Source organism: Sinobacterium caligoides (assembly GCF_003752585.1).
Taxonomy (GTDB): domain Bacteria; phylum Pseudomonadota; class Gammaproteobacteria; order Pseudomonadales; family Sinobacteriaceae; genus Sinobacterium; species Sinobacterium caligoides.
Genome location: NZ_RKHR01000004.1, coordinates 62,308 through 82,686 on the forward strand (window position 1 = coordinate 62,308; position 20,379 = coordinate 82,686).

The window sequence follows — 20,379 nt, forward strand, 5'->3', positions numbered from 1 at the left end:
ATCTAGTCGAATCAAGCATCAACCCACAAATCCATCGCGAAATCGTCATCAAGAACTCTGCAGACAAAGGAAAATATAATATTATTTTTCTGTTTATTATTAATATCTATAAGCTAACGCTAACAACGACACTATGCTAATGCAATAGAAAAATAAGGATATTTCTTATTAATGATATAAAAAAAAACCCGCTGATAGACACAACGGGTTTTTCTGTTAACAACATTTTTAATGTGCTCAACGACTACTTGAGCACCTCTTCCATGAAGTCCATACTTGCTTGATGGACGATAGTTCGGCGATGATTCGCCCATAACTCTTCAATTTTGTTTGAGTTCAGTCGCTGCCTATCAACAAAGACTTGAGATTGCAATTCTCCCGTCACATTCGCCGACGGACACTTGGCAAAAACAAACTGATTGCTGAGAATGTTCATATAGGCACCCGCCTTACTCGACGGCATTACAAAAATCAGCTGTAGACCAAGCTGCCCTGTCAGGTAGTTGATTACCTCACGAGAGCGAGTCTCATCCATGCGCGAAAAGGCCTCGTCAACAAGTACCATACGCAAATGATTTTGCCCCTCCCTAAAGCGAAAGGCCGAGGTGACCGCCGCCGAGCGGATAATATAAAAGGGCGTCTCTGACTGACCACCGGAACCTGTGCCGTATTGGCTGAGCGCAATCGCCTCCTTACCCTCCGGGTTTTTGTAAATTTCATAGCGACGATAGTTACGATAATCAGAGATACGGGCCAACTCCTTCATCGCCCGCTGCTCATCTTCGTCCAGTAGCATAGAGACCATGCGCTGCAAGACATCACGGCTCTTCGCCGTCAGTTCTAGCTGCTCAAGATCGATACCATCTCCCAGCTGCGGCTGCTCAATAATCTCCTTGAAGAAGCGGAAGTATTCCTCAAACTCTGGCACCCAAGTCCAATCAAATTGATAAAACTCACGATCCGCACCAAAGCGATGCCCCTCCAGCTCCCCGTTGAGCCGCACCAAGACCTGCTCACCATCGCGAACTGCCTGATAGATAGCATGACAAAGGTTCGTCACGAAGGTGGTATTGAAACTCGCCTTAATGGTCGTCAGCTGAGCATACTTCTCGACCAAGACATTATTCTTCAGCTTGTTCTTCTGCGCATCGAGGGCCTGACGTAGACCGACCACACGACCGAACAACTTGATACCGTGACTTTGACTGTGATCCATCTCGAAGACGATAGCGTCAACCGCCGGGGCCGCCATGTTCTGCTCGTTGATACTGCGTTCTATGCTCGCAAGTTGCTGGTTCAGTGCGATACGATCCTGCTCTAGCTTCTGCTCCAGCAACTCCGCATCCACATCGACTGCCTGTTGGTCGGCATCCTCCAGCACGGCGTCATAATCGAAATCAGGCCAGATTGCCGTGATCGCCTCCAGCGCCTGCTCACACTGCTCGGCCACCACCTCAGCCTCTTCCTGGTTGTGATCATACTGCCCAAGACTCTTCTCTAGCTTGGTCAGACGCTCCTCTAGACCACCGGCTTGCTGCAACAACTGATGTTGCTCAGCACGTATACTTAAGCGCTGCTCCTCGACGGCGGCCACCTGTTCTTCAAGATCGGCACACTCGCTAAGATCAAGTCCTGCCAGCTCGCTCTCGACCTGGCCTAGCTGACGCTGGCAATCAAGTAACTCAGCCACAACCTCGCCATAACGGTGGTCACTCAAGTTATCAATCAGCTGTAATAGCTCCGCTACTTGCTGGTAATCGGCATCAAGGCCTGACAGTTCTGCAAGTAAATCTTCGGCCTCATTGCGCTGCGCCAAAACTGCACGCTCCCGCGCCGCCGTACCAAAGACGAGGTCGGCATCACTGATATCACAACGGAACATCGCATAGTTACCCGAGGCCATACCATCTTGAGTCACACCACGACGCGTCATTCGCAGCGCCTTCTCATCCTCAACGCGCTCTACACTGTGGTAGCTGGCGGTCAGGTAATATTCGGCAATCTTATGCTGGAACGACATGGCCCGAACGATTGAGTTCTTGCTCACTTTGCCTAGGCGCTTGTAATCACTCAGCACCCGCTCACCCTGAATCACCTTGGCGTTATTACGACGCCCTGGCAGCGAACGAACGATGCGAATTGCCTCCGCCTCGTAGCCCAGCTCAACAATAATACCGAACCGGTTGCCGCCGATGTAGCCCTCGATAGAAGACTGCCAATCACTATCGAGAATTTCGATGTAATCACACAACACCCTGGCATCCGCTTCGGGACAAAATTTGTTAATCGCCGCCAATGCCTGCACCACAGACTCAGGGTAGTTCACCTGCGCCGCATTAAGGCGCTCGATCTGATGCTGCTTACGCTGATATTGCTGGCGCTTATTTTCTACTGTCTGCTGGCGACGCAACATCAGTTGCTGCGCACTATCACGTACCGATAGCGCCCCTTGCCCCTCCGTGGTTGGCAGATGTAGCGCCTTGACGAGCGCATAATGCGAGGCATCAGAGTTTAGCGCCTCATCAAGATGTTTCTCGAGCCCGTCAAGGCCGACCCAGTCACGCGCCACTAGGCCGTGAATATCCAGTTCAGCCAGTGACTTTGTCTTATTCACCGCCAACAGACCATCGATCACTGCGTTTGAACTAAGACCGGGCAGTGCCATCGCTAACGAGGTATGACGTACCACCTTCGCCAGCTTCTCGGCCGCCTCAATGTTCTGGCGTAGACGATGGTCCTGCTTAATCAAATCGGTGGCCAACCGTGTCAGGCTTTCACCTAGTGACTTTTGCTGTTGCTCGGCCTGATCTTTGTCACGCAGTACATCGACACCCATGCGCCGTGCATTCAACTCATCGATCTGCTTCTGCACATCGCGCTGACGGCTCTCAAAGACTTGCTGCTGCTTCTTGTTGCCCTCAATCTGTTGGCGTAACTCCGCCTGCCGATCTTTGGCCCCGACATAGACTTTCTGCTCTCGGTTATAGCGCTGCTTAGCCTGAATATAACCGTGTGTTTTCTCGTCGACCCAACGATGAATGTATTCTTGGCTGTTCTGCTCTGCCTTGGTCAAAAGCTCAACACGGTGGTTCAGCTTGCCAGCCTCCCCCTCCATCGCATTGATATTCTTCATCAACCCCGAGACCGAGCGCAACGCCTCGCCCTGGTCTTTGGGCTCTAAAATCTCACTGGCAACAAAGGCATGTATTCCTCTGCGCTCAGGCTTATAAGCCATAAAGCCCGAAAACGCCTTGGCTGCAGCAAAGGCCTCATCCTTTGAAACCGCATCAGCCTTGCCGCGCAGAGCACCGTAGAGACGACAGAGGTAGCTGCGCTTGGAGTCATACTTCTCCACGACACCATCACCAAAAGAGAGCGCCAGCTTCTTGTGCAGGTTCGACAACTGAATAATATGTTCGCCGTCAGCGTGATTTTCATAGAAATCACTCAGCTGCAGCTCACTTTCAGTGACGATAAAAAAGCTGTTATCTACCAGGCGAGCCTGACGACTAATACCAGCACCATCAAGGGCTGCTCTCACACCAATAACTGCAGTAAACGGCGCTGAGGTCTCCCCCTTGGTCGGGTGGAAAACCGCCGCAATATAACCATCGCAACTCCAGGGGCGCGCATAGCTACCATCATCACAACCCAGCACATAAGAGGCCAGTGTGCGCATCTGCTTACCACCGCGACCACGCTGAGAGGTCTCCTCCTGGCCAGGGTTGTAGGAGAAAAGATTGTCGTAGGCCGCCGTCATAATCGTCTGCAGCGCATCCGCCGCCGTCGTCTTACCCGAGCCGTTACCGCCGGTAAAAAGGTTTACCGGGCCCATCTCAAACTGCTGATTAGGGATGCCACCCCAGTTGATAAAAACAAATCGCTTTAAAAACACTACGCATCACCTTCTTGTTGATCGTCATCCGCCAGTACTTCTTCGCCTTCAACATCTTCAGTTTCTGGCGCTGCGGCAAAGACTGATGAATGCAGCTCAAACTCTTCAAAACCGCTTTGCTGCTGGGCCACCTCGACCTCTCCCTGGGGTGGCTCACTCTCAGGCTCCACCAACTGCTTCGCCTTCGCTTTTGCCTCATCTTGCTCGATCATCTCGACGACCTCAGTTTCGGCGAGCTGCTGCAAGTCGTCAGCCAGCGACTCTAATACCGCCTCACTGACAAAGCTGACGATAGAGGGGCGAATTTTCACCCAGCTATCACTGCTTTCGCCCTCGTCCAACAACTGAATCAAGCGCATACTACGCAAACGGGCAAACAATTTCTTACGCTCTAGCGCGTTCTCCGGCAAACTACGGTTGAGTAGGTTCTTCATGGTAATACTGACCGCTTCGATAGGCACCGAGACCTGGCCTAACTCGTCGATCTGGCCCTCCCGCAGCGACTTATCGTATTCCGCCCGCAACACCAGCACGAGGGCCACCTCAGCCTGATTCAAGCGCGACTTTAACCCTGCCAACGGTCGATCGGTATCATCGGCCAAGCCGGGCACTTCAGAGCCTGGTGGAAAGGCTAAGACATATTGAAACTGGCTATCGTGCAACAAGCGCACACCCAACACCTCAAGGTAGTCCTCCACTAGCAAGTGCAACCGTAGATAGCGATCATAGAGGTCACGCTCTATATTGCTGTCATCGCGATAGATAACACCGCGATCAAGCAGGCGGATCACTAGTTCAGAAAATTCTCGCTGGCTAACGTTAGCCGTATCCAGCTGTTGTTTAATCGCTTCTAACACCGTTTAATCCTTGTTAACCAGCTCTAAATAAAAGTTACCCTGACGGCCGATATAGCCTTGCAGAGCGTTAAATTCGACAGTATCAGCGGCCGAACCTTCTTCGTCTTGATAGCTAATACGGAATTCATAGTCGCTGCTGCGCTCATTAATCGCCGCCACCTCTATCGCCCGCATAGCATTCAGTAGGCTACGCGCATCGTTACTCACCGGCAGCTCAGAAATATCCACCTTATTACCCCGGTTAAGCTCCGCCATCACATACTCACGTATATCGTGATTGTCGACGGCAAAAGCACGATCGAGCACTTGGGTAATATGCAGCTCTCGCATGTCATCTACCTCAACATCGAAGGTCTCCATCACCTCGGTGCGCAAGCTTTGCTTCTCCGCCACCTGACGTAACTTAATATCGGCTGGGTCAACAAGGTTCGTAGAGATAGGCGCAAAGTTATCCGCCAAACGATCGAAAATAGCGTATTGATAGTGTTGATCGAGCGCACCGAGCTCCCGGCAAACACTCGCACAGTCGTTACCACTCTGCTGACTCATATAGCTCAGCTGACGAATGATAATATCGGCCCGACGTGTAAAGCTCTGCAGTGCTTGACGCAGTGCAGGCAGCATCACCGCACTCGCGCGCTCAAGACGACCAGAAATGGTATCTAAGACGTAAAATAACCAAGACACGTCGTGCGGCGCGGTATCGGGAGGTAAGAGCTGACGTAAGCGCTTTTCCGCTGTTGCCTTAAAGCTGCGGCTACGGTGTTTTACCGCCGTGATCAGCGCGGCAATCTCTTCGCGATACTTTTCCACGTTATCAGCAGATAAACGTACGGCGATATCAGGCTGGAAACGACTCTCCATGAAATCGAAAAACTCACCGGCGGCACAATCCAACATTGATTGCGCCTCAACTTCACGCACCAGCTTGCGCTTGCGATCATCAAGTTCAGCGATAACGTCGGTGAAATCACTGATAATACGCTCGGAGTATTGCAACGAATCCAACAGATCATGAATATCGCCCGCCTCACAAAAGGCGCTGAGGGCATTGCGGGTATTACGCGTGTTACGGTGGTGCGTACGCAGTCGTTCACCATCCCCCTCGACGAAGGGTTGGGTAAATTGACGGCCCTCCCTCGTAAACGCGTAGCTCGACTGCATCGTCGCTTCATCCAGCTGTTTCTGCAGCCAGCCACACTCTATCAACTGGTTGGCGACCCAATTGGCCTGTTCACGAGCCGTCTTAAAGCGGCCACCACCGTCATCCTCAGACTCGAGCAACGGCGCCCTCGCCGCGGCCTCCTGAAAGATCTCAACCAGCAGATCCCGGTTAACAACCTGACCGTAGTCGGCCAAGTTGCCATAAAGACGTTGATAGAGCAGCTTTACGCACTCTACCACCACCTCTCGGTACTTACTGGTAAGCGGTCGAAAGAAATCGAGCCTCTGTTGATCGAAAAACATAGTCAAAGCCACTATCCACAGGCGAAACCTGACATGCTATCGTTGAGCACTAGGCTTGTCTATCCCCCGTGACTTTTGAGGGGGGCTCTATCGATAATCATTGACCTAATCTAAAACAACAGAGGCCGATAACGACTCCCGTTATCGGCCTCTGTTAAGCCTTCAAAGCACGCTTGAAGATCTATTAGATCCGCTCAATGATCAACGGCAAATCATCCGCAGGCTTGGGCAGTGGAATACGCTGCAACTTAGGGTCAAAGCCATCGGTCAGGCGAAAACGGTATTGTTTAAGGAAGTGGAACAGAAACACCTTGGTTTGCATTAACGCGAAGTGCATACCGATACACTTGTGAGCACCACCACCAAAGCCCATGAAATTAAAGCTGTGACGCTTGTGTTCCTTCCGCTCATCACCAAAACGATCGGGGTTAAACTCTTCAGGCTTATCCCACCACTCCGGCATCATGTGGCTGTACATCGGCGCGATCATCAACACAGTATTCGCTGGTACGCGATGGCCGCCGATCTCTGTCTCACGGATGGTGCGACGCTGCATCATCATCACCGACGGGTGCATACGCAAAATCTCTTTCACCGTATTATCCAGCAGCGGCAGGTTATCTAGATCCTCATACTCAATTTCTTCCTTATCCAGCGCCAACACCTCTTCACGCAGGCGTTGCTGCCACTCAGGAGACTTACCAACCTCATACATCACATGGCTCAGCGCACTGGTGGTGGTATCATGCGCAGCGAATAACAGGAAGCTGATATGGCGACGTACCTCTTCATCAGAGAACTCGTTACCGTCGGTATCTTTTTCCTGAGAAAAATAGGTCAACATGTCAGTGCCATCGCTATGGCGACGCTGCGGCACTAACTCGCCAAAGAATTCCTCCAAATAACGCTCACCAGCCTTGCCCCTCGCAAACTTAGTACCGGGAATCTCTTTTTTAATCATACCCATTAGACCATCACCAACATCGAGGAAGGCCTTGTTGATCTTGTCTGCGACAGGCCCCTTACCATCGATGCCGATAAATGTCTGACAAGCAACATCCAACAATAAAGCTTTTATCTCTGGTACAAAGTGGAAGTTCTTTATCTCACCCCACTCACTCGTGGTCTGCTTAATCTGTGGACTCATCACCTTCAGGTACCCCTTCATCGCCGGGGTTTTGAACGCGGTCTGCATAATACGGCGCTGGTAGCGGTGCTCATCTCCATCTTGCAATAGCAGTGCACCGCCATAGAAGTTCCCCAAGCTATTGTTGTAACCCATTCTCGAGGAAAAGTTTTTCTCTGTATCGATGAAAATTTGCTTGTAAAGCTCTGGCCCCAATATCAACAACCCCTTCACACCACCAAAACCTATACGCGAAACCGGTCCGTATTTCTTATAGTGCTTGTCCATCGTGCCATAGAAGTCTTTCACCAATGACAAGGTCATACCGATCAACGGTAGACCAAAAGTACCTGGAATATGGGTCAGATTAAGGTTGTCGGGCTCTTCTTGGTAAGCTAAATCGGCAATCTGTGGCATGTGGGGCTCCAACGGCGCTGGGCGCTCTATTATTCTCAGTCTCGACGAATCGACACCTAAGATGACAAGTTTAGAAACGCAATGATACATATCGAACGTTCGATTAACAAGCTATATCGATCGCTTGATATGTAAGTAGGGAAGACATACCATAAGCACAACACAACAAGCCTTTTTTCACCCCTCTACCAAGGGGATATCAACGAAGTCAGTCACTAAGGAGACCACCTTGAGGAAGGTTGATCATGATGCGCGACGCCAAGAAGTCGCCATCGCCGCCGCTCACATCATCGCTGAGCAAGGTTTAGAAAGCCTAACCACACGCAACCTCGCCAAGGCCATGAGTTGCTCAATAGGCGTACTCTCACATTACTTTGCCAATAAAGATGAGATCGTCATTGCCGCTCTCAGCTGGGCCGATACGCGCATCGAGCAACGGTTTAATAACGCTATTGCCAACAACACTAGTGTCGACGGTTACAGCCCCATTATTATGGGTGCCCTACCGCTCGACGCTGAGAGTGACATGGAATGGCGGGTACGACTCAACCTCGCCGCCTACACCCTCACTCACGAAACGCTGCGCCAAACACAGACACAAATGCGTAAAGAGCGTGAAGAAAAGATCTTAAATTTAGTCAGCTCCCTACAAAATGCGGGTCTCGTACGCACCGACCTGACCGCCAACATCATTACTCGCAGCGTCATCGATTTCATCACCGGTGCCGCCTACAACTTATTACAGATCCCCATGGAGCAACGAGAGGCACGTATCTCCTTCATTCTTGATTACATCAACGCTTTACAGGCCTAACCGTTACTCGTATCTTCAGTAGCCTCTTTTCATTCGATTACAGCCTACTGAGAGCAACGACGTGAAATTACAATTATTATTAACCGGCGACGAACTGCTCAGTGGCGATGTCGTTGACACCAACTCCTGCTGGCTGGCCGATCGCCTCAGAGAGCAAGGGTTAAGCATTTACCGCAAGACAACAGTGCGCGATGACCTCGATTGCCTCGTTGACGAGCTCACAGCCCTGAGCCAACAATCTGACGTACTCATCGTCAACGGAGGCCTCGGCCCTACCGTCGACGACTTGACCGCGCAAGCGCTTTCCATTGCCAGCGGCCAGCCTCTCAAGCAGCACCCACAGGCCCTCGCACACCTCGAGCACTGGGCTACCGAACGCCATTTAGAGCTAAACCCCGCCAATCTAAAGCAGGCACTTCTGCCCGCCGACGTCGAACTAATCCACAACCCAACAGGGACCGCCCCCGGCTTTAGCTGTCAACTCAACGGCTGCTTAATCCTCTGCACCCCAGGAGTGCCTAGTGAGCTCAAGTGTATGTTCGATGACTCCATCGCCGAGCAACTCAGCCAGTTACACAGCCGCAGCTTGGCCAGCACCGAGCGCATGCTCGTCTTTGGTATCGGTGAAGCCGAGCTGCAGCAGCTGATTAACGATCAATTAAACGACTGGCCCACTGCGTTAACACTGGGCTTTCGAGCAAAAATGCCAACACTCGAACTAAAAGTTAGTGGCTCTGACGATTCACTCAAGTCGCATTGGATCGACAAGCTGAAGAAACTACTGGGAGAACACATTGTCGGAGCCGGCGACAGTAACGTGGCTCGCGAGGTCATTGCGCTGTTAAAACAAAAAGGCTGGACACTCAGTACAGCAGAGTCTTGTACTGGCGGACTAATCAGCAGTTTACTGACCAGCAATAGTGGCTCCTCTGCGGTCTTTGGCCATGGCTTCATCACCTACAGCAATGTTGCTAAGCAACAAATGATCGGGGTTAATGCACAAACTATCGAACAGCATGGAGCCGTCAGTGAGCAGACCGTGCGCGAGATGGTCAGCGGCGCCCTCGCTCAAAGTGGCAGCAATCTTGCCGTGGCGGTCACCGGCATCGCCGGCCCCGATGGTGGCAGCAAAGAAAAACCTGTCGGCACGGTATGGGTTGGTTGGGGCAGCGCAGACCACATCCAGAGTCAACTATTCTACGTGCCTGCAGCGCGAGGCTATTTCCAACACATCATCGCAACAGTTGCTCTCGACCTCATCAGACGCCGCTTACTCGAAAGCACAGAGACGCCTAACTACTTTAAACGCTATCAACCGCGCTAATCAATGAGGTGACAGCTGCAGCAAGGCGTTAGCGTCTCGCTGGCGTCCAAGCCCAGACCATCGTCACGGCAATAGGCTCTTTCCCTTCTGCATCAGTCACTTTGCAAGCGACTGTCGTCTCACCTTTAGGCTCGGTATTCATCTGCACTACCTGTTCGTCAGTCAACCAAGCCTCCGCTCGTAGATCACCCACGGCACGCTTGAGGTAATCAATATGCATACTCTTCAATACTGGGATCGAATCCGCCGAAACATTAAGCCCTACTATCGCCCCTGTTGCACTCTCACTAATCAGCCCCATTGCCACCGCGTGAACGCTACCAATATGATTTTGCACGCGTTTACGATTTCGCACATGAACAATACTTCGCGTCGGTGTCATTAGCTCGAAACGCAATTTCGCGGTACCAAAAAACTTCACGACTCGAGCAAAAATAAACGACAACGCCTTGCTGCGTAAAGCTTCTGGCAGCTTCTGACAACGCTCGTAAATCCCACGCAACATACTTTTTTTAAATGAAGACGACACCACTTTAGTTAACCCCCTAACAATCTGTTTAAGATAATCATAACGGATCAACAGAGAAAACACTGCAACAATGATGACGCCGTCAACAATAATCACTATCAGTGACCGACATGATCACTTACGACTCTCTTAAACCACGATTTCCGTAATAAGTCACTTAACGATAGCCCCTACAACATCACATCGTAGCAAGTCGATTTCGCCCAATGGTTTCTTTACGATGACCTTATCGGTATCCTTAGCCGACAGTAAAGGCACGCCTCTCTAAAGGCGACCAGGATTACTAGAAAACACAGCTTTAACACTATTTATCAAACTGTTATTTAAGGCTTAGCACCACATGGCGAGTTCAGCAAAACCTCAACACACCCCAATGATGCAACAGTTTTTTCGCATCAAGGCCAAACACCCGAACGAGTTATTGTTCTATCGCATGGGCGACTTCTACGAACTCTTTCACGATGACGCCAAACTCGCCGCCGAATTATTGGATATCACCCTTACCGCACGAGGCAAAGCCAATGGTGAGCCAATCCCCATGTGTGGGATTCCCTACCACAGTGCCGACAACTATCTTGCCAAATTAGTTAAAGCCGGCGTCTCCGTGGCCATCTGCGAGCAGATCGGCGACCCCGCCACGACCAAGGGGCCAGTAGAACGAGCTGTTGTTCGCGTTGTCACCCCTGGTACAATCAGCGATGAAGCGTTGCTCGATGACCGCAGAGACAACCTATTAGTCGCTATTGACCGCTGCGATGAAACCTATGGCATTGCCGTGCTGGATATCGGCAGTGGTCGTTTTCAAGTCTCCGAATTCATTGGTGATGATGCCCTACAAGGCGAGCTACAACGCATCAACCCCGCCGAGACCCTCTACAACGAAGACAACATCGACGCCAAGTTACTCGAAGGTTGTTCCGGCTTACGTCGCCGCGCGCCATGGGAGTTCGAGACAGAGACCGCACTCGAAAATCTCACCAAGCAATTCAACACCAAAGACCTCAAAGGCTTTGGCTGCGACGAACTCACCGTTGCCATCAACGCCGCCGGCTGTCTGCTCGATTACGCTAGAGAAACACAACGTACAGCGCTACCACACATTCGTCGACTCCTTCTAGAGCTGCGCGAGAACAGCGTCGCCATGGACGCCTCAACACGGCGCAACCTAGAAATAGACACCAACCTGAACGGCGGCCGTGACAACACGCTAATGTCCGTCATGGATTGCTGTAAGACAGCGATGGGTAGCCGCTTACTACAGCGCTGGCTCAACCGCCCACTGACCAACATCGAACAATTAACACAGCGCCAACACGGTATATCGAGCTTATTAGAAGAGTACCGGTTTGAACCCCTACAATCACAACTCAAAAACGTCGGTGACATGGAGCGAATTCTGGCTCGTGTGGCGTTGCGCTCCGCTCGTCCAAGAGACCTTTCTCGACTCAAGCAATCACTACTCTGCCTTCCCGACATCCAAAGTCTATTGAGCCCGCTTAGCTCCACAATTATCGAGCAAGTCAGCCATGATGCCGGCGAATTCCCAACGATCAGTGCATTGCTCAATGACGCTATCATAGATAATCCACCCATGGTCATTCGCGACGGTGGCGTTATCAAAGAAGGTTACGACGGTGAACTTGATGAGCTACGTAGTTTAAGCAGCAACGCCGGCGACTACCTCTTGCAACTAGAGCTACGTGAGCGCGAACGCACCGGTATCAACACACTAAAAGTTGGCTTTAATCGCGTACACGGCTATTACATCGAAATCAGCCGCCTACAATCCGACAAAGCTCCCGCCGAGTATATCCGCAGGCAGACACTGAAGAATGCAGAGCGTTTTATTACCCCCGAGCTCAAAGAGTTTGAGGACAAGGCGCTCAGCGCTAAGAGCCGTGCGCTCGCACGCGAAAAGAGCCTTTATGAGCAGATCATCGACCAGCTCAACGCTCAGCTTGCCGAATTACAAGGTTGCGCCCAAGCCCTCTCACAGCTCGATGTACTGTGTAACCTTGCCGAACGCGCAGAATCACTGCAACTATGCCAGCCAAAGCTCAACGAAAAGCGTGGCCTAGACATCCAGCAAGGTCGTCATTTAGTGGTGGAACAGGTACTGGAAACGCCTTTTATCGCCAATGACCTACGGCTCAATACAGATCGACACATGCTGATCATCACCGGGCCTAACATGGGCGGTAAATCGACCTATATGCGTCAGGCAGCACTAATTACGCTACTTGCTCATATTGGCAGCTACGTTCCTGCAAGCCATGCCGAAATTGGTATCGTCGATCAAATCTTCACCCGAATCGGCTCCGCTGATGACCTTGCTGGCGGTCGCTCCACATTCATGGTGGAAATGACTGAAACCGCCAATATTCTCAATAATGCCACTGCCAAAAGCTTGGTATTGATGGATGAGATCGGCCGCGGAACCAGCACCTTCGACGGCCTTTCGCTGGCCTGGGCCTGCGCCAGCTATCTCGCTGAAGAAAGTCATGCACTCACCTTATTTGCCACCCACTACTTCGAGCTCACCGAGTTCGACAAACTTGTCAGTGGCGTTGCCAATATCCACCTCAATGCGACCGAGCACGACGATAACATCGTCTTTCTACACAGTATTGAGGAAGGGCCAGCTAGCAAAAGCTATGGGTTACAAGTTGCCAAACTTGCCGGCATACCACACCAAGTTATCGCCCAAGCGGGGGAAAAGCTTCATCTCCTAGAAAACGGTGACGCGACAACAACAAAGACACATGTTATAAATGAGCCCGCTATTGAAATACCGCCATCAAAGAGCAGTACGCCAATACAAAGCGATTTATTTGCTAGCTATCAACCCCATCCTGCTATCGATAGTATCGCCGACCTCGACATAGACGGGTTAAGCCCGCGCGAAGCGTTGAAGCAGCTCTATCAGCTTCAGGATCAGGTCAAAAACACTTAAAATTTGTAATCGTCATCGAACACTCATATTGTTACGGTGAATAATTAGCGTAGACGGCTGACTTTGTGTAAACTAGCGCGCAAAATTAGCTCAGCTAACCTGGAGAGAGAGGCTCAATAACAATGACATTTGTTGTCGGCGAAAACTGTATTAAATGTAAGCACACCGACTGTGTAGAAGTGTGCCCTGTAGACTGTTTCTATGAAGGCCCTAACTTCCTCGTCATTCACCCTGACGAGTGTATCGATTGCGCCCTGTGTGAGCCCGAGTGCCCTGTAGACGCCATTTTCTCAGAGGATGAGCTCCCCGCTGATCAAGAGGTATTCCTCGAACTCAACGCTGAGCTAGCCGATGTATGGCCAAACATCACCGAGATGAAAGATGCTCCAGCCGACGCCGAAGAATGGGCCGGTGTAGAGAACAAGCTACAGCACCTTGAGCGTTAAGCAGCATCCTATAGGCTACCTCTAACGACGAGTAGCGCTATACAAAAAAACCGAGCATCTCGCTCGGTTTTTTTATGCCCCCTTTTCTTATAGAGTGGCTATTCTGTTAGCTGACAATTACAGGCTAAAAATCGAATCACTTGATAGCCCCTGTTTCTCTAAAATATCACGCAAGCGCTTTAGAGCCTCAACTTGAATCTGTCGCACTCGCTCACGAGTCAAGCCAATTTCCCGCCCCACTTCCTCTAACGTGCTAGCTTCATAGCCACGCAGACCAAAGCGGCGAGCAACAACCTCACGCTGCTTCTCACTTAACTCTTCCAACCAATCACCTATGCTATGACGCATATCGGTATCTTGTAATAGCTGTGCCGGGTCAGAGACATGTGTATCAGGAATTGTATCCAAGAGCGACTTATCAGAGTCTGCACTGAGCGGTGTATCAACCGAAGTAACTCGCTCATTCAAACCCAACATCCGCTTCACATCAGCAACAGGTTTATCGAGCAAATCGGCTATCTCTTCAGCTGAGGGCTCATGATCAAGCTTCTGAGTAAGCTCTCGCGCCGCACGCAAATAGACATTGAGCTCTTTAACCACGTGAATAGGCAGGCGGATGGTACGGGTCTGATTCATAATCGCCCGCTCAATAGTCTGCCTTATCCACCAAGTCGCGTAGGTTGAGAAACGAAATCCGCGCTCTGGGTCAAATTTTTCTACCGCTCGTATCAAGCCTAAATTACCCTCCTCAATAAGATCCAGTAACGTTAGCCCGCGGTTGACGTAGCGCCGTGATATTTTTACCACTAACCGTAGGTTACTCTCAATCATTCGCTTACGGCCAGCCTCCTCCCCTCGCAGCGCCATACGGGCATAGCGCACCTCTTCTTCTGGAGTAAGTAACGGCGAGAAACCAATTTCATTCAAATATAGCTGAGTAGCGTCTAGCGACTTATCCGCCCTCGACACAGGCTCCACCCGCCCCAATGCCGCCTTCTTGGCAACAACTTTCTTAGCAACTGTTTTTTTTGCGACGGCTTTCTTAACGACTGCTTTCTTAGACGCCTTCTTTCCCTTTCCCGCTAAGGATTTTCTAACACCCAGCTTTACATCCTGAGCCTTAGACGCCTGTTTCTTAGCTTCCGTCACTGCCAGCATCGCATCAAACTGTTGATCATCAATATGATCTTTTCCATGTACTTCCATCGCCCTAACCCTGTCAGTTTAGTTTATTGGATTAACCCACATCCTGTGGTGTCGTACTGTCACATTTGGCGCTGCTACGCTACGCCATGTTAAAGGCCAATATCCTAATCAACCCAGAACCCCTCTTGGCAGACAAAGACAGCACCGACATTACATTACTTCTTATTCTTCTTACTTCGGTAACATCGACAGTGGATTGAGTGGCTTACCATTACGTCTAATCTCAAAGTGCAACCTAACTTCACCTCCTGCACTAGCCCCTGCCTCTGCAATCTTTTGCCCCCGTCTGACCGTATCACCCTCCTTAATCAAGAGCCTACGATTATAACCATAGGCACTAAGGTAAGTTTCATCATGCTTTACTATGATCAAGTTACCGTAGCCTCTTAAGCCACCTCCAGCGTAAACGACTTTACCGGACTTGGCCGCTAGTACAGAGTCCCCCAATTGTGCCCTAATATCAATACCCTTATGAGAGCTCGAAGCTGCAGCAAACGCCTTGCTAGGTTTTTCTTTAATTGGCCACAACCAGGATTCATAACTTACCGGTGACATCGGCTTGCTCTTTTTTGACGTCTTTTTGGGCTCGGCAACTGCCACGTTAACACGCTGTCCAGATGTTTTTTTTACCACCTTTTTGGGGCGTTCCCTTTGGTTACCTAACGAACCATCTATGCCCTTGATGCGTAATTTCTGCCCAGGATAAATACGATAATTATTATCGATAGCATTAGCAGCCGCCAACCTTCTATAGTTGATACCATAGCGCCATGCTATTGAATACAAGGTTTCTCCGCGACCAACAATGTGAAATCCCGGCTCCGTTTGAGCGCCTATAGATTTGTTATAAATTGGCACCACGGGACTGTTACCCAAACACCCACTTAACATTAAAACGAGCACCAACAAAGGCAAGCGTACAGCGAGAAGAATTGTCATATTACAGCCCTGCTCATCGTCATCAGCATACCTCGTTTAGAACCTAGCATTCGCTATCACCCTATAATATGTAGGTCTAATGGGACTCATAAAAAACCTAAATTATTCTATGCCGTGCGACATCTCTTACGGACACCAAGAGCAAACACCTTCACTCTGGAGCAACGTTATCGGCCTCCTTCCCCCCTAGTTTCTCTAAGATCAATACAATCACTACCGCCGAAATCATCAAAGATAAACAGCCAACTAACTGCGCAGACTGCCCGGCCACTTGCTCAAACTGTCCCGGTAAGACATTGACCTGCACCAACGGTTTCTCAATACCATGTGAGTTGGTATACATCTGCACAACTTCCTTCCATGGCCAAACCATGTAAAGGGAGCCCGCTATAAAACCCGACAACAATGCTAATACGCGCTGATAGTAGTGTTCTAATAGCCAGTTGAGCAACTTCACAAAACTCAATAAACCGACAATACAACCTGTACCAAACGCCGCAATACTCGAGAAGTCCAGTATTCGTACAGCTTCTAAGACCTGCGCGTAGACGCCTAATAGCAATAAAATAAAACTGCCGGAGATGCCTGGCAATATCATCGCGCAAATGGCGATAGATCCGGCCATGAATAAGTAACCGTAACCAGCAACAACCTCAACAGGCCGTAACTGAGCAACAATAAGAGCTAACAAAACCCCTACCAACAACAGCACGATAACCGAGGGGCTCCAACGCGTAATTTGCCGTAGCACAAAGAGGCTTGACGCCAGAATCAAACCAAAAAAGAAAGACCACACCAATAAGGGCTCCGACTCTAGCAAGTAAGTAATCACACGAGCCAAAGACAGAATGCTCAGCGTAATACCTGCAAAAAGGGGCAATAAAAAGCTCGCATTAACATGGCGAGACGCGGCAACTAAACCGTCATTTTTGAACACGGATATTAAACTCAAACCAAAACGACTCAAACTCTGTAGTAGAGTTGAATAGATCCCTGTGATGAAAGCAATGGTGCCTCCCGATACGCCAGGGACCACATCAGCTGCCCCCATCGCCATGCCTCGCAAAAACAGACCAATATAGTGCTTCATCCAACAAACCTTAATTGCATAGTGCTAACCTACTGTACCCGATAATAAAGGAACAAAATTGACGGGTTCTACAATATCTTGCTCTAACCCCTCTGCCGTTCTCTTGATCAGGATAAGCTGCTGAGCATCACCTCCTACAGGCATGACTAAACGACCACCAACAGCTAATTGATTCGTTAATTCTTCAGGGACTGTTTCAGGAGCCGCAGCAGAAAGAATGGCATCAAATGGTCCATGCTCTGACCAACCGAGACCACCATCAGCATGCCGGAAACGGATATTGTAAAGCTTCAACGCTTGGGTACGCTGCCTTGCCTTCTGTTGCAACGGGCGAATACGCTCAACGCTATAGACCTCATCCACAAGCTGCGCCAATACTGCGCTCTGGTATCCCGACCCTGTGCCTACCTCCAACACCTTATTCGGACGCCCATCTGCCACCAACAACTCCGTCATCTTAGCCACAATATAGGGTTGTGATAGCGTCTGGTTGTGACCAATAGGCAGCGCACTATCCTCATAGGCTCTATGTGCTAAGGCCTCATCTAAGAAAATATGCCGAGGTGTATTACGCATCACCTCCAACACTGCCTCATCTTTGATGCCACGTTGCTGCAGCCGACTTATCAGCCGCTCTCTCGTACGCATCGACGTCATGCCGATACCAGTTAAATCCACGATCGCACCCCCCAGTACTTATTATAGTTTTAGTGATTAAAGTGGCTTATCCGCCACTACAAGCTCCCTCAATAACGACGTAGCATAACAACCCGACGCTAAATTGAATTGCACAACAAGATCGTCACCTTCAAATTGCCAAGACAATTGTTGTGCAGACATCCGCATCGCCCGACGCTGCTGATCTAGACCTATCGCCTCCAGCCCCTCTGTTAAAGCAGGATATTGATCAACTACTACACGCTCAAGTTCTGCGGTGAGATCACTTGAAGGTAACTTACCACGTCCCCACAGCGGTGCTGACAAATGCACATCATGAGTCAACAATCGCTCCTCCAGCACCTCATCCATCAGCTCTGGAATAAAAAAGCTATTAGATCCCGCCAACGAAACAACATCCCCCGGCTGCCAAGACGCCCATGAACCCTGCCTTACACGCTCATCCAAAACGCAGTTGTAAAGATAAGAGCGTGCACTGGATATCGCTAATGAACGCAGTTTTTTCTTTAATTTTCGTCCGGCAAATAGATCGCAAGCGGTCTGTAAATTCGCCCGTTCACGTCCAAAACGTTGCGCACCGAAGTAGTTTGGTACACCTTCACGGGCAATTCGCTGTAACTGCCCTTCAACAATAGCTCTATCGCCCGTCACATCACGAAGGCGAATAATAAAACGATTATGGCGATGAGCACCTATACGTAACTTTCTATTATGACGCGCTGAACTCAACACTTGAGTAGTATCATCATTCAAGGCTGCAACCTGATCATTAAGCTTGCCTGGTAAGTGCACACCAAACCACTGCCTTGTAACTGCATGACGATCTTTCAGGCCACAATAGCTTACCGATTTAACCGGTATGGAAAAATAATCCGCTAAACGTTGCTGTAAAAAACCGGTATTTTGGTCCTTTTTTTCGATATAAAGATAAAGGTGCTCACCCTCGCCGCTAGGGCTAAAACCTAGTTCCTCTTCAACAATAAAGTCTTCAAAAACTGATTTAAAGCGCGCCTCGATAGCGGGCCCGCCATAAGCCATAGCAAACTGTCGTTGAAAGTCCATTACTTCTGCAGCCATCACAAAACCCTAGTTAGTAAAACAACCGCATGAGCTGCAATACCCTCTTTACGGCCAGCAAAGCCTAGCTTCTCTGTCGTTGTGGCCTTAACATTGACGAGGTTTTCTGCACACTCTAGATCACTAGCCACGAGCGTACGCATTGCATCGATATGAGGCGACATTTTCGGCGCCTGAGCTACAATAGTCATATCGGCATTTCCCAATTGATACCCCCTCTGCTTAATGAGCGAGAAAACATGGCGTAAAAGCTCCCGGCTATCGACCCCCGAGTAACTATCATCAGTATCTGGAAAATGCTTGCCTATATCTCCGAGCGCTACCGCACCAAGCAGGGCATCACACAACGCATGCAACAAAACATCCCCATCTGAGTGAGCCTCCAAGGCCTTTTCATGCGCGATCCTAACACCGCCAATAATAACCTTATCACCTGCACAGAATCGGTGAACATCGTAGCCATGACCTATTCGAATCGTCATCTAAAGCCTCTCGCTAGCAATATAAAAACGTGCCAAATCAATATCTTCTGGCCTAGTTATCTTAATGTTGCGGCAATCACCCTCTACAAGAACGGGCTCAACCCCTTGATACTCTAACGCTGAGGCCTCGTCAGTCACTATTCGCCCGGTCATCAGCGCCTGCTGTAGCGCAGAAAACAGAGGCTGAAAACGGAACATCTGCGGTGTTTGCGCCGCCCACAAAGCCGAACGATCTACCGTCTGCCTAACAGTGTTTTGCAAACTTGCCTTCTTTAACGTATCCGCAACCGGTATGGCCAATAAGCCACCAGAACCCTCTTCCTGCACCCTATGCTCCAAACGCGTTAGCGACGCACTATCCACACAAGGGCGTGCCGCGTCATGAACCAGCACCCAAACATTCGATCCAGCTCGATCCTGTATGAATTCTAGCGCGTTAAACACAGACTGGGCCCGCTCACCGCCACCAATCACAGTATTCACTCGAGGGTCTTGCGAAATACTCAATTGCGACCACCAGCGATCACGCTCTGCAACCGCCACTACAACCTGAGACGACGGACGCCATTGCAGCAAACGCGTAATACTATGCTCAATGACACAATATTCGTCTATCAGAGCATACTGCTTCGGCTTATCTGCACCAAAACGACTACCGATACCTGCTGCCGGCACCACAAACCAGTAGGCAGACGCCTCTTCCACAGCACCCACAGCCGCCATTATCGCTCACCACTTTTAGGCTCAACAAACCAGAAGAAGGTCTCCCCCTCTTTAATCATGCCAAGTTCCATTCGAGCCTTTTCTTCAATGGCGTCAACACCTCGCCGATAGTCGCCAATCTGTGCCGACATCAGACGATTACGCTCTTGATCACGAAGGTTCTTCACCTCGAGAAGCTGAATTTGGTGCTGAAGGGTCGCTACCTGCGCGTAACTACCAGGCCCGACCCAAAGGCGGAACTGAAGCACAACAAACACAATAGCCAAAACGAGATATAAAACACGCATGATAAGACTCTAAATTCCTACATCAAATCGAGGGGAAACGTAGCCAATGTAGCAAATTAAGAGGAGAAA

17 protein-coding genes are annotated in these 20,379 nt (G+C 50.0%); 4 read left to right on the forward strand and 13 right to left on the reverse strand.

Translation table 11 applies throughout. From position 1 onward, the window contains the following. Positions 1 to 244 precede the first annotated feature (244 nt). The 4 genes from EDC56_RS07055 to EDC56_RS07070 form a co-directional block, all read right to left on the reverse strand. Positions 245 to 3,895: an ATP-binding protein gene (locus EDC56_RS07055; RefSeq protein ID WP_123711858.1), complete on the reverse strand. Its 3,651-nt coding sequence runs from the start codon at positions 3,893 to 3,895 to the stop codon at positions 245 to 247. Then, entirely contained in the window at positions 3,895 to 4,752 is an 858-nt protein-coding gene (locus tag EDC56_RS07060; RefSeq protein ID WP_123711859.1) for a DUF4194 domain-containing protein, read from the reverse strand. Before EDC56_RS07060 ends, EDC56_RS07055 begins: the two co-directional genes overlap by 1 nt. A gap of 3 nt (positions 4,753 to 4,755) precedes the next feature. Next, complete coding sequence (locus EDC56_RS07065; protein ID WP_123711860.1) at positions 4,756 to 6,219, reverse strand: Wadjet anti-phage system protein JetA family protein; 1,464 nt, start codon at positions 6,217 to 6,219, stop codon at positions 4,756 to 4,758. Positions 6,220 to 6,403: 184 nt separating this feature from the next. Next, the gene (locus tag EDC56_RS07070; protein ID WP_162844115.1) at positions 6,404 to 7,762 is read right to left on the reverse strand and encodes a cytochrome P450; all 1,359 of its coding nucleotides are present in this window, start codon (positions 7,760 to 7,762) and stop codon (positions 6,404 to 6,406) included. A 229-nt stretch (positions 7,763 to 7,991) separates the two neighbouring features. Here EDC56_RS07070 and EDC56_RS07075 point away from each other — a divergent pair, with 229 nt between their 5' ends. Beyond that, positions 7,992 to 8,576, forward strand: coding sequence for a TetR/AcrR family transcriptional regulator (locus tag EDC56_RS07075; RefSeq protein ID WP_123711862.1), 585 nt, complete (start codon positions 7,992 to 7,994; stop codon positions 8,574 to 8,576). 61 nt (positions 8,577 to 8,637) lie between these two features. Then, the gene (locus tag EDC56_RS07080) at positions 8,638 to 9,900 is read left to right on the forward strand and encodes a CinA family nicotinamide mononucleotide deamidase-related protein (RefSeq protein WP_211333599.1); all 1,263 of its coding nucleotides are present in this window, start codon (positions 8,638 to 8,640) and stop codon (positions 9,898 to 9,900) included. 28 nt (positions 9,901 to 9,928) lie between these two features. Here the strand turns inward: EDC56_RS07080 and EDC56_RS07085 are convergent, their stop codons facing one another. Continuing rightward, positions 9,929 to 10,525 (reverse strand): DUF4442 domain-containing protein, encoded by a 597-nt coding sequence (locus tag EDC56_RS07085; RefSeq protein ID WP_211333600.1) that lies wholly within the window; start codon positions 10,523 to 10,525, stop codon positions 9,929 to 9,931. Between the two features lie 244 nt (positions 10,526 to 10,769). Here EDC56_RS07085 and mutS point away from each other — a divergent pair, with 244 nt between their 5' ends. Beyond that, positions 10,770 to 13,382, forward strand: a complete 2,613-nt coding sequence (mutS, locus tag EDC56_RS07090; protein WP_123711864.1) for a DNA mismatch repair protein MutS — start codon at positions 10,770 to 10,772, stop codon at positions 13,380 to 13,382. A 122-nt stretch (positions 13,383 to 13,504) separates the two neighbouring features. Then, positions 13,505 to 13,828, forward strand: coding sequence for a ferredoxin FdxA (gene fdxA, locus EDC56_RS07095; RefSeq protein WP_123711865.1), 324 nt, complete (start codon positions 13,505 to 13,507; stop codon positions 13,826 to 13,828). A 117-nt stretch (positions 13,829 to 13,945) separates the two neighbouring features. Here fdxA and rpoS read toward each other — a convergent pair whose 3' ends face one another. The 8 genes from rpoS to EDC56_RS07135 form a co-directional block, all read right to left on the reverse strand. Then, entirely contained in the window at positions 13,946 to 15,034 is a 1,089-nt protein-coding gene (gene rpoS / locus EDC56_RS07100) for an RNA polymerase sigma factor RpoS (RefSeq protein WP_245980660.1), read from the reverse strand. A gap of 171 nt (positions 15,035 to 15,205) precedes the next feature. Next, entirely contained in the window at positions 15,206 to 15,820 is a 615-nt protein-coding gene (locus EDC56_RS07105; RefSeq protein WP_162844116.1) for a peptidoglycan DD-metalloendopeptidase family protein, read from the reverse strand. Positions 15,821 to 16,124: 304 nt separating this feature from the next. Next, positions 16,125 to 17,063: a DUF368 domain-containing protein gene (locus EDC56_RS07110; RefSeq protein ID WP_123711867.1), complete on the reverse strand. Its 939-nt coding sequence runs from the start codon at positions 17,061 to 17,063 to the stop codon at positions 16,125 to 16,127. A 24-nt stretch (positions 17,064 to 17,087) separates the two neighbouring features. Further along, positions 17,088 to 17,720 carry a protein-L-isoaspartate(D-aspartate) O-methyltransferase gene (locus EDC56_RS07115; protein ID WP_123712828.1) on the reverse strand — a complete coding sequence of 211 codons (633 nt, stop codon included), beginning with the start codon at positions 17,718 to 17,720 and terminating at the stop codon, positions 17,088 to 17,090. 57 nt (positions 17,721 to 17,777) lie between these two features. Then, a complete protein-coding gene (gene truD / locus EDC56_RS07120; RefSeq protein WP_123711868.1) occupies positions 17,778 to 18,818 on the reverse strand; it encodes a tRNA pseudouridine(13) synthase TruD in 1,041 nt (346 codons plus the stop codon). Continuing rightward, entirely contained in the window at positions 18,818 to 19,300 is a 483-nt protein-coding gene (ispF, locus tag EDC56_RS07125; protein WP_123711869.1) for a 2-C-methyl-D-erythritol 2,4-cyclodiphosphate synthase, read from the reverse strand. The genes truD and ispF overlap by 1 nt, the downstream gene beginning before the upstream one ends. After that, positions 19,301 to 20,023, reverse strand: a complete 723-nt coding sequence (ispD, locus tag EDC56_RS07130; protein ID WP_123711870.1) for a 2-C-methyl-D-erythritol 4-phosphate cytidylyltransferase — start codon at positions 20,021 to 20,023, stop codon at positions 19,301 to 19,303. After that, positions 20,023 to 20,310 (reverse strand): septum formation initiator family protein, encoded by a 288-nt coding sequence (locus EDC56_RS07135; protein WP_123711871.1) that lies wholly within the window; start codon positions 20,308 to 20,310, stop codon positions 20,023 to 20,025. The genes ispD and EDC56_RS07135 overlap by 1 nt, the downstream gene beginning before the upstream one ends. Between the last annotated feature and the right edge of the window lie 69 nt (positions 20,311 to 20,379).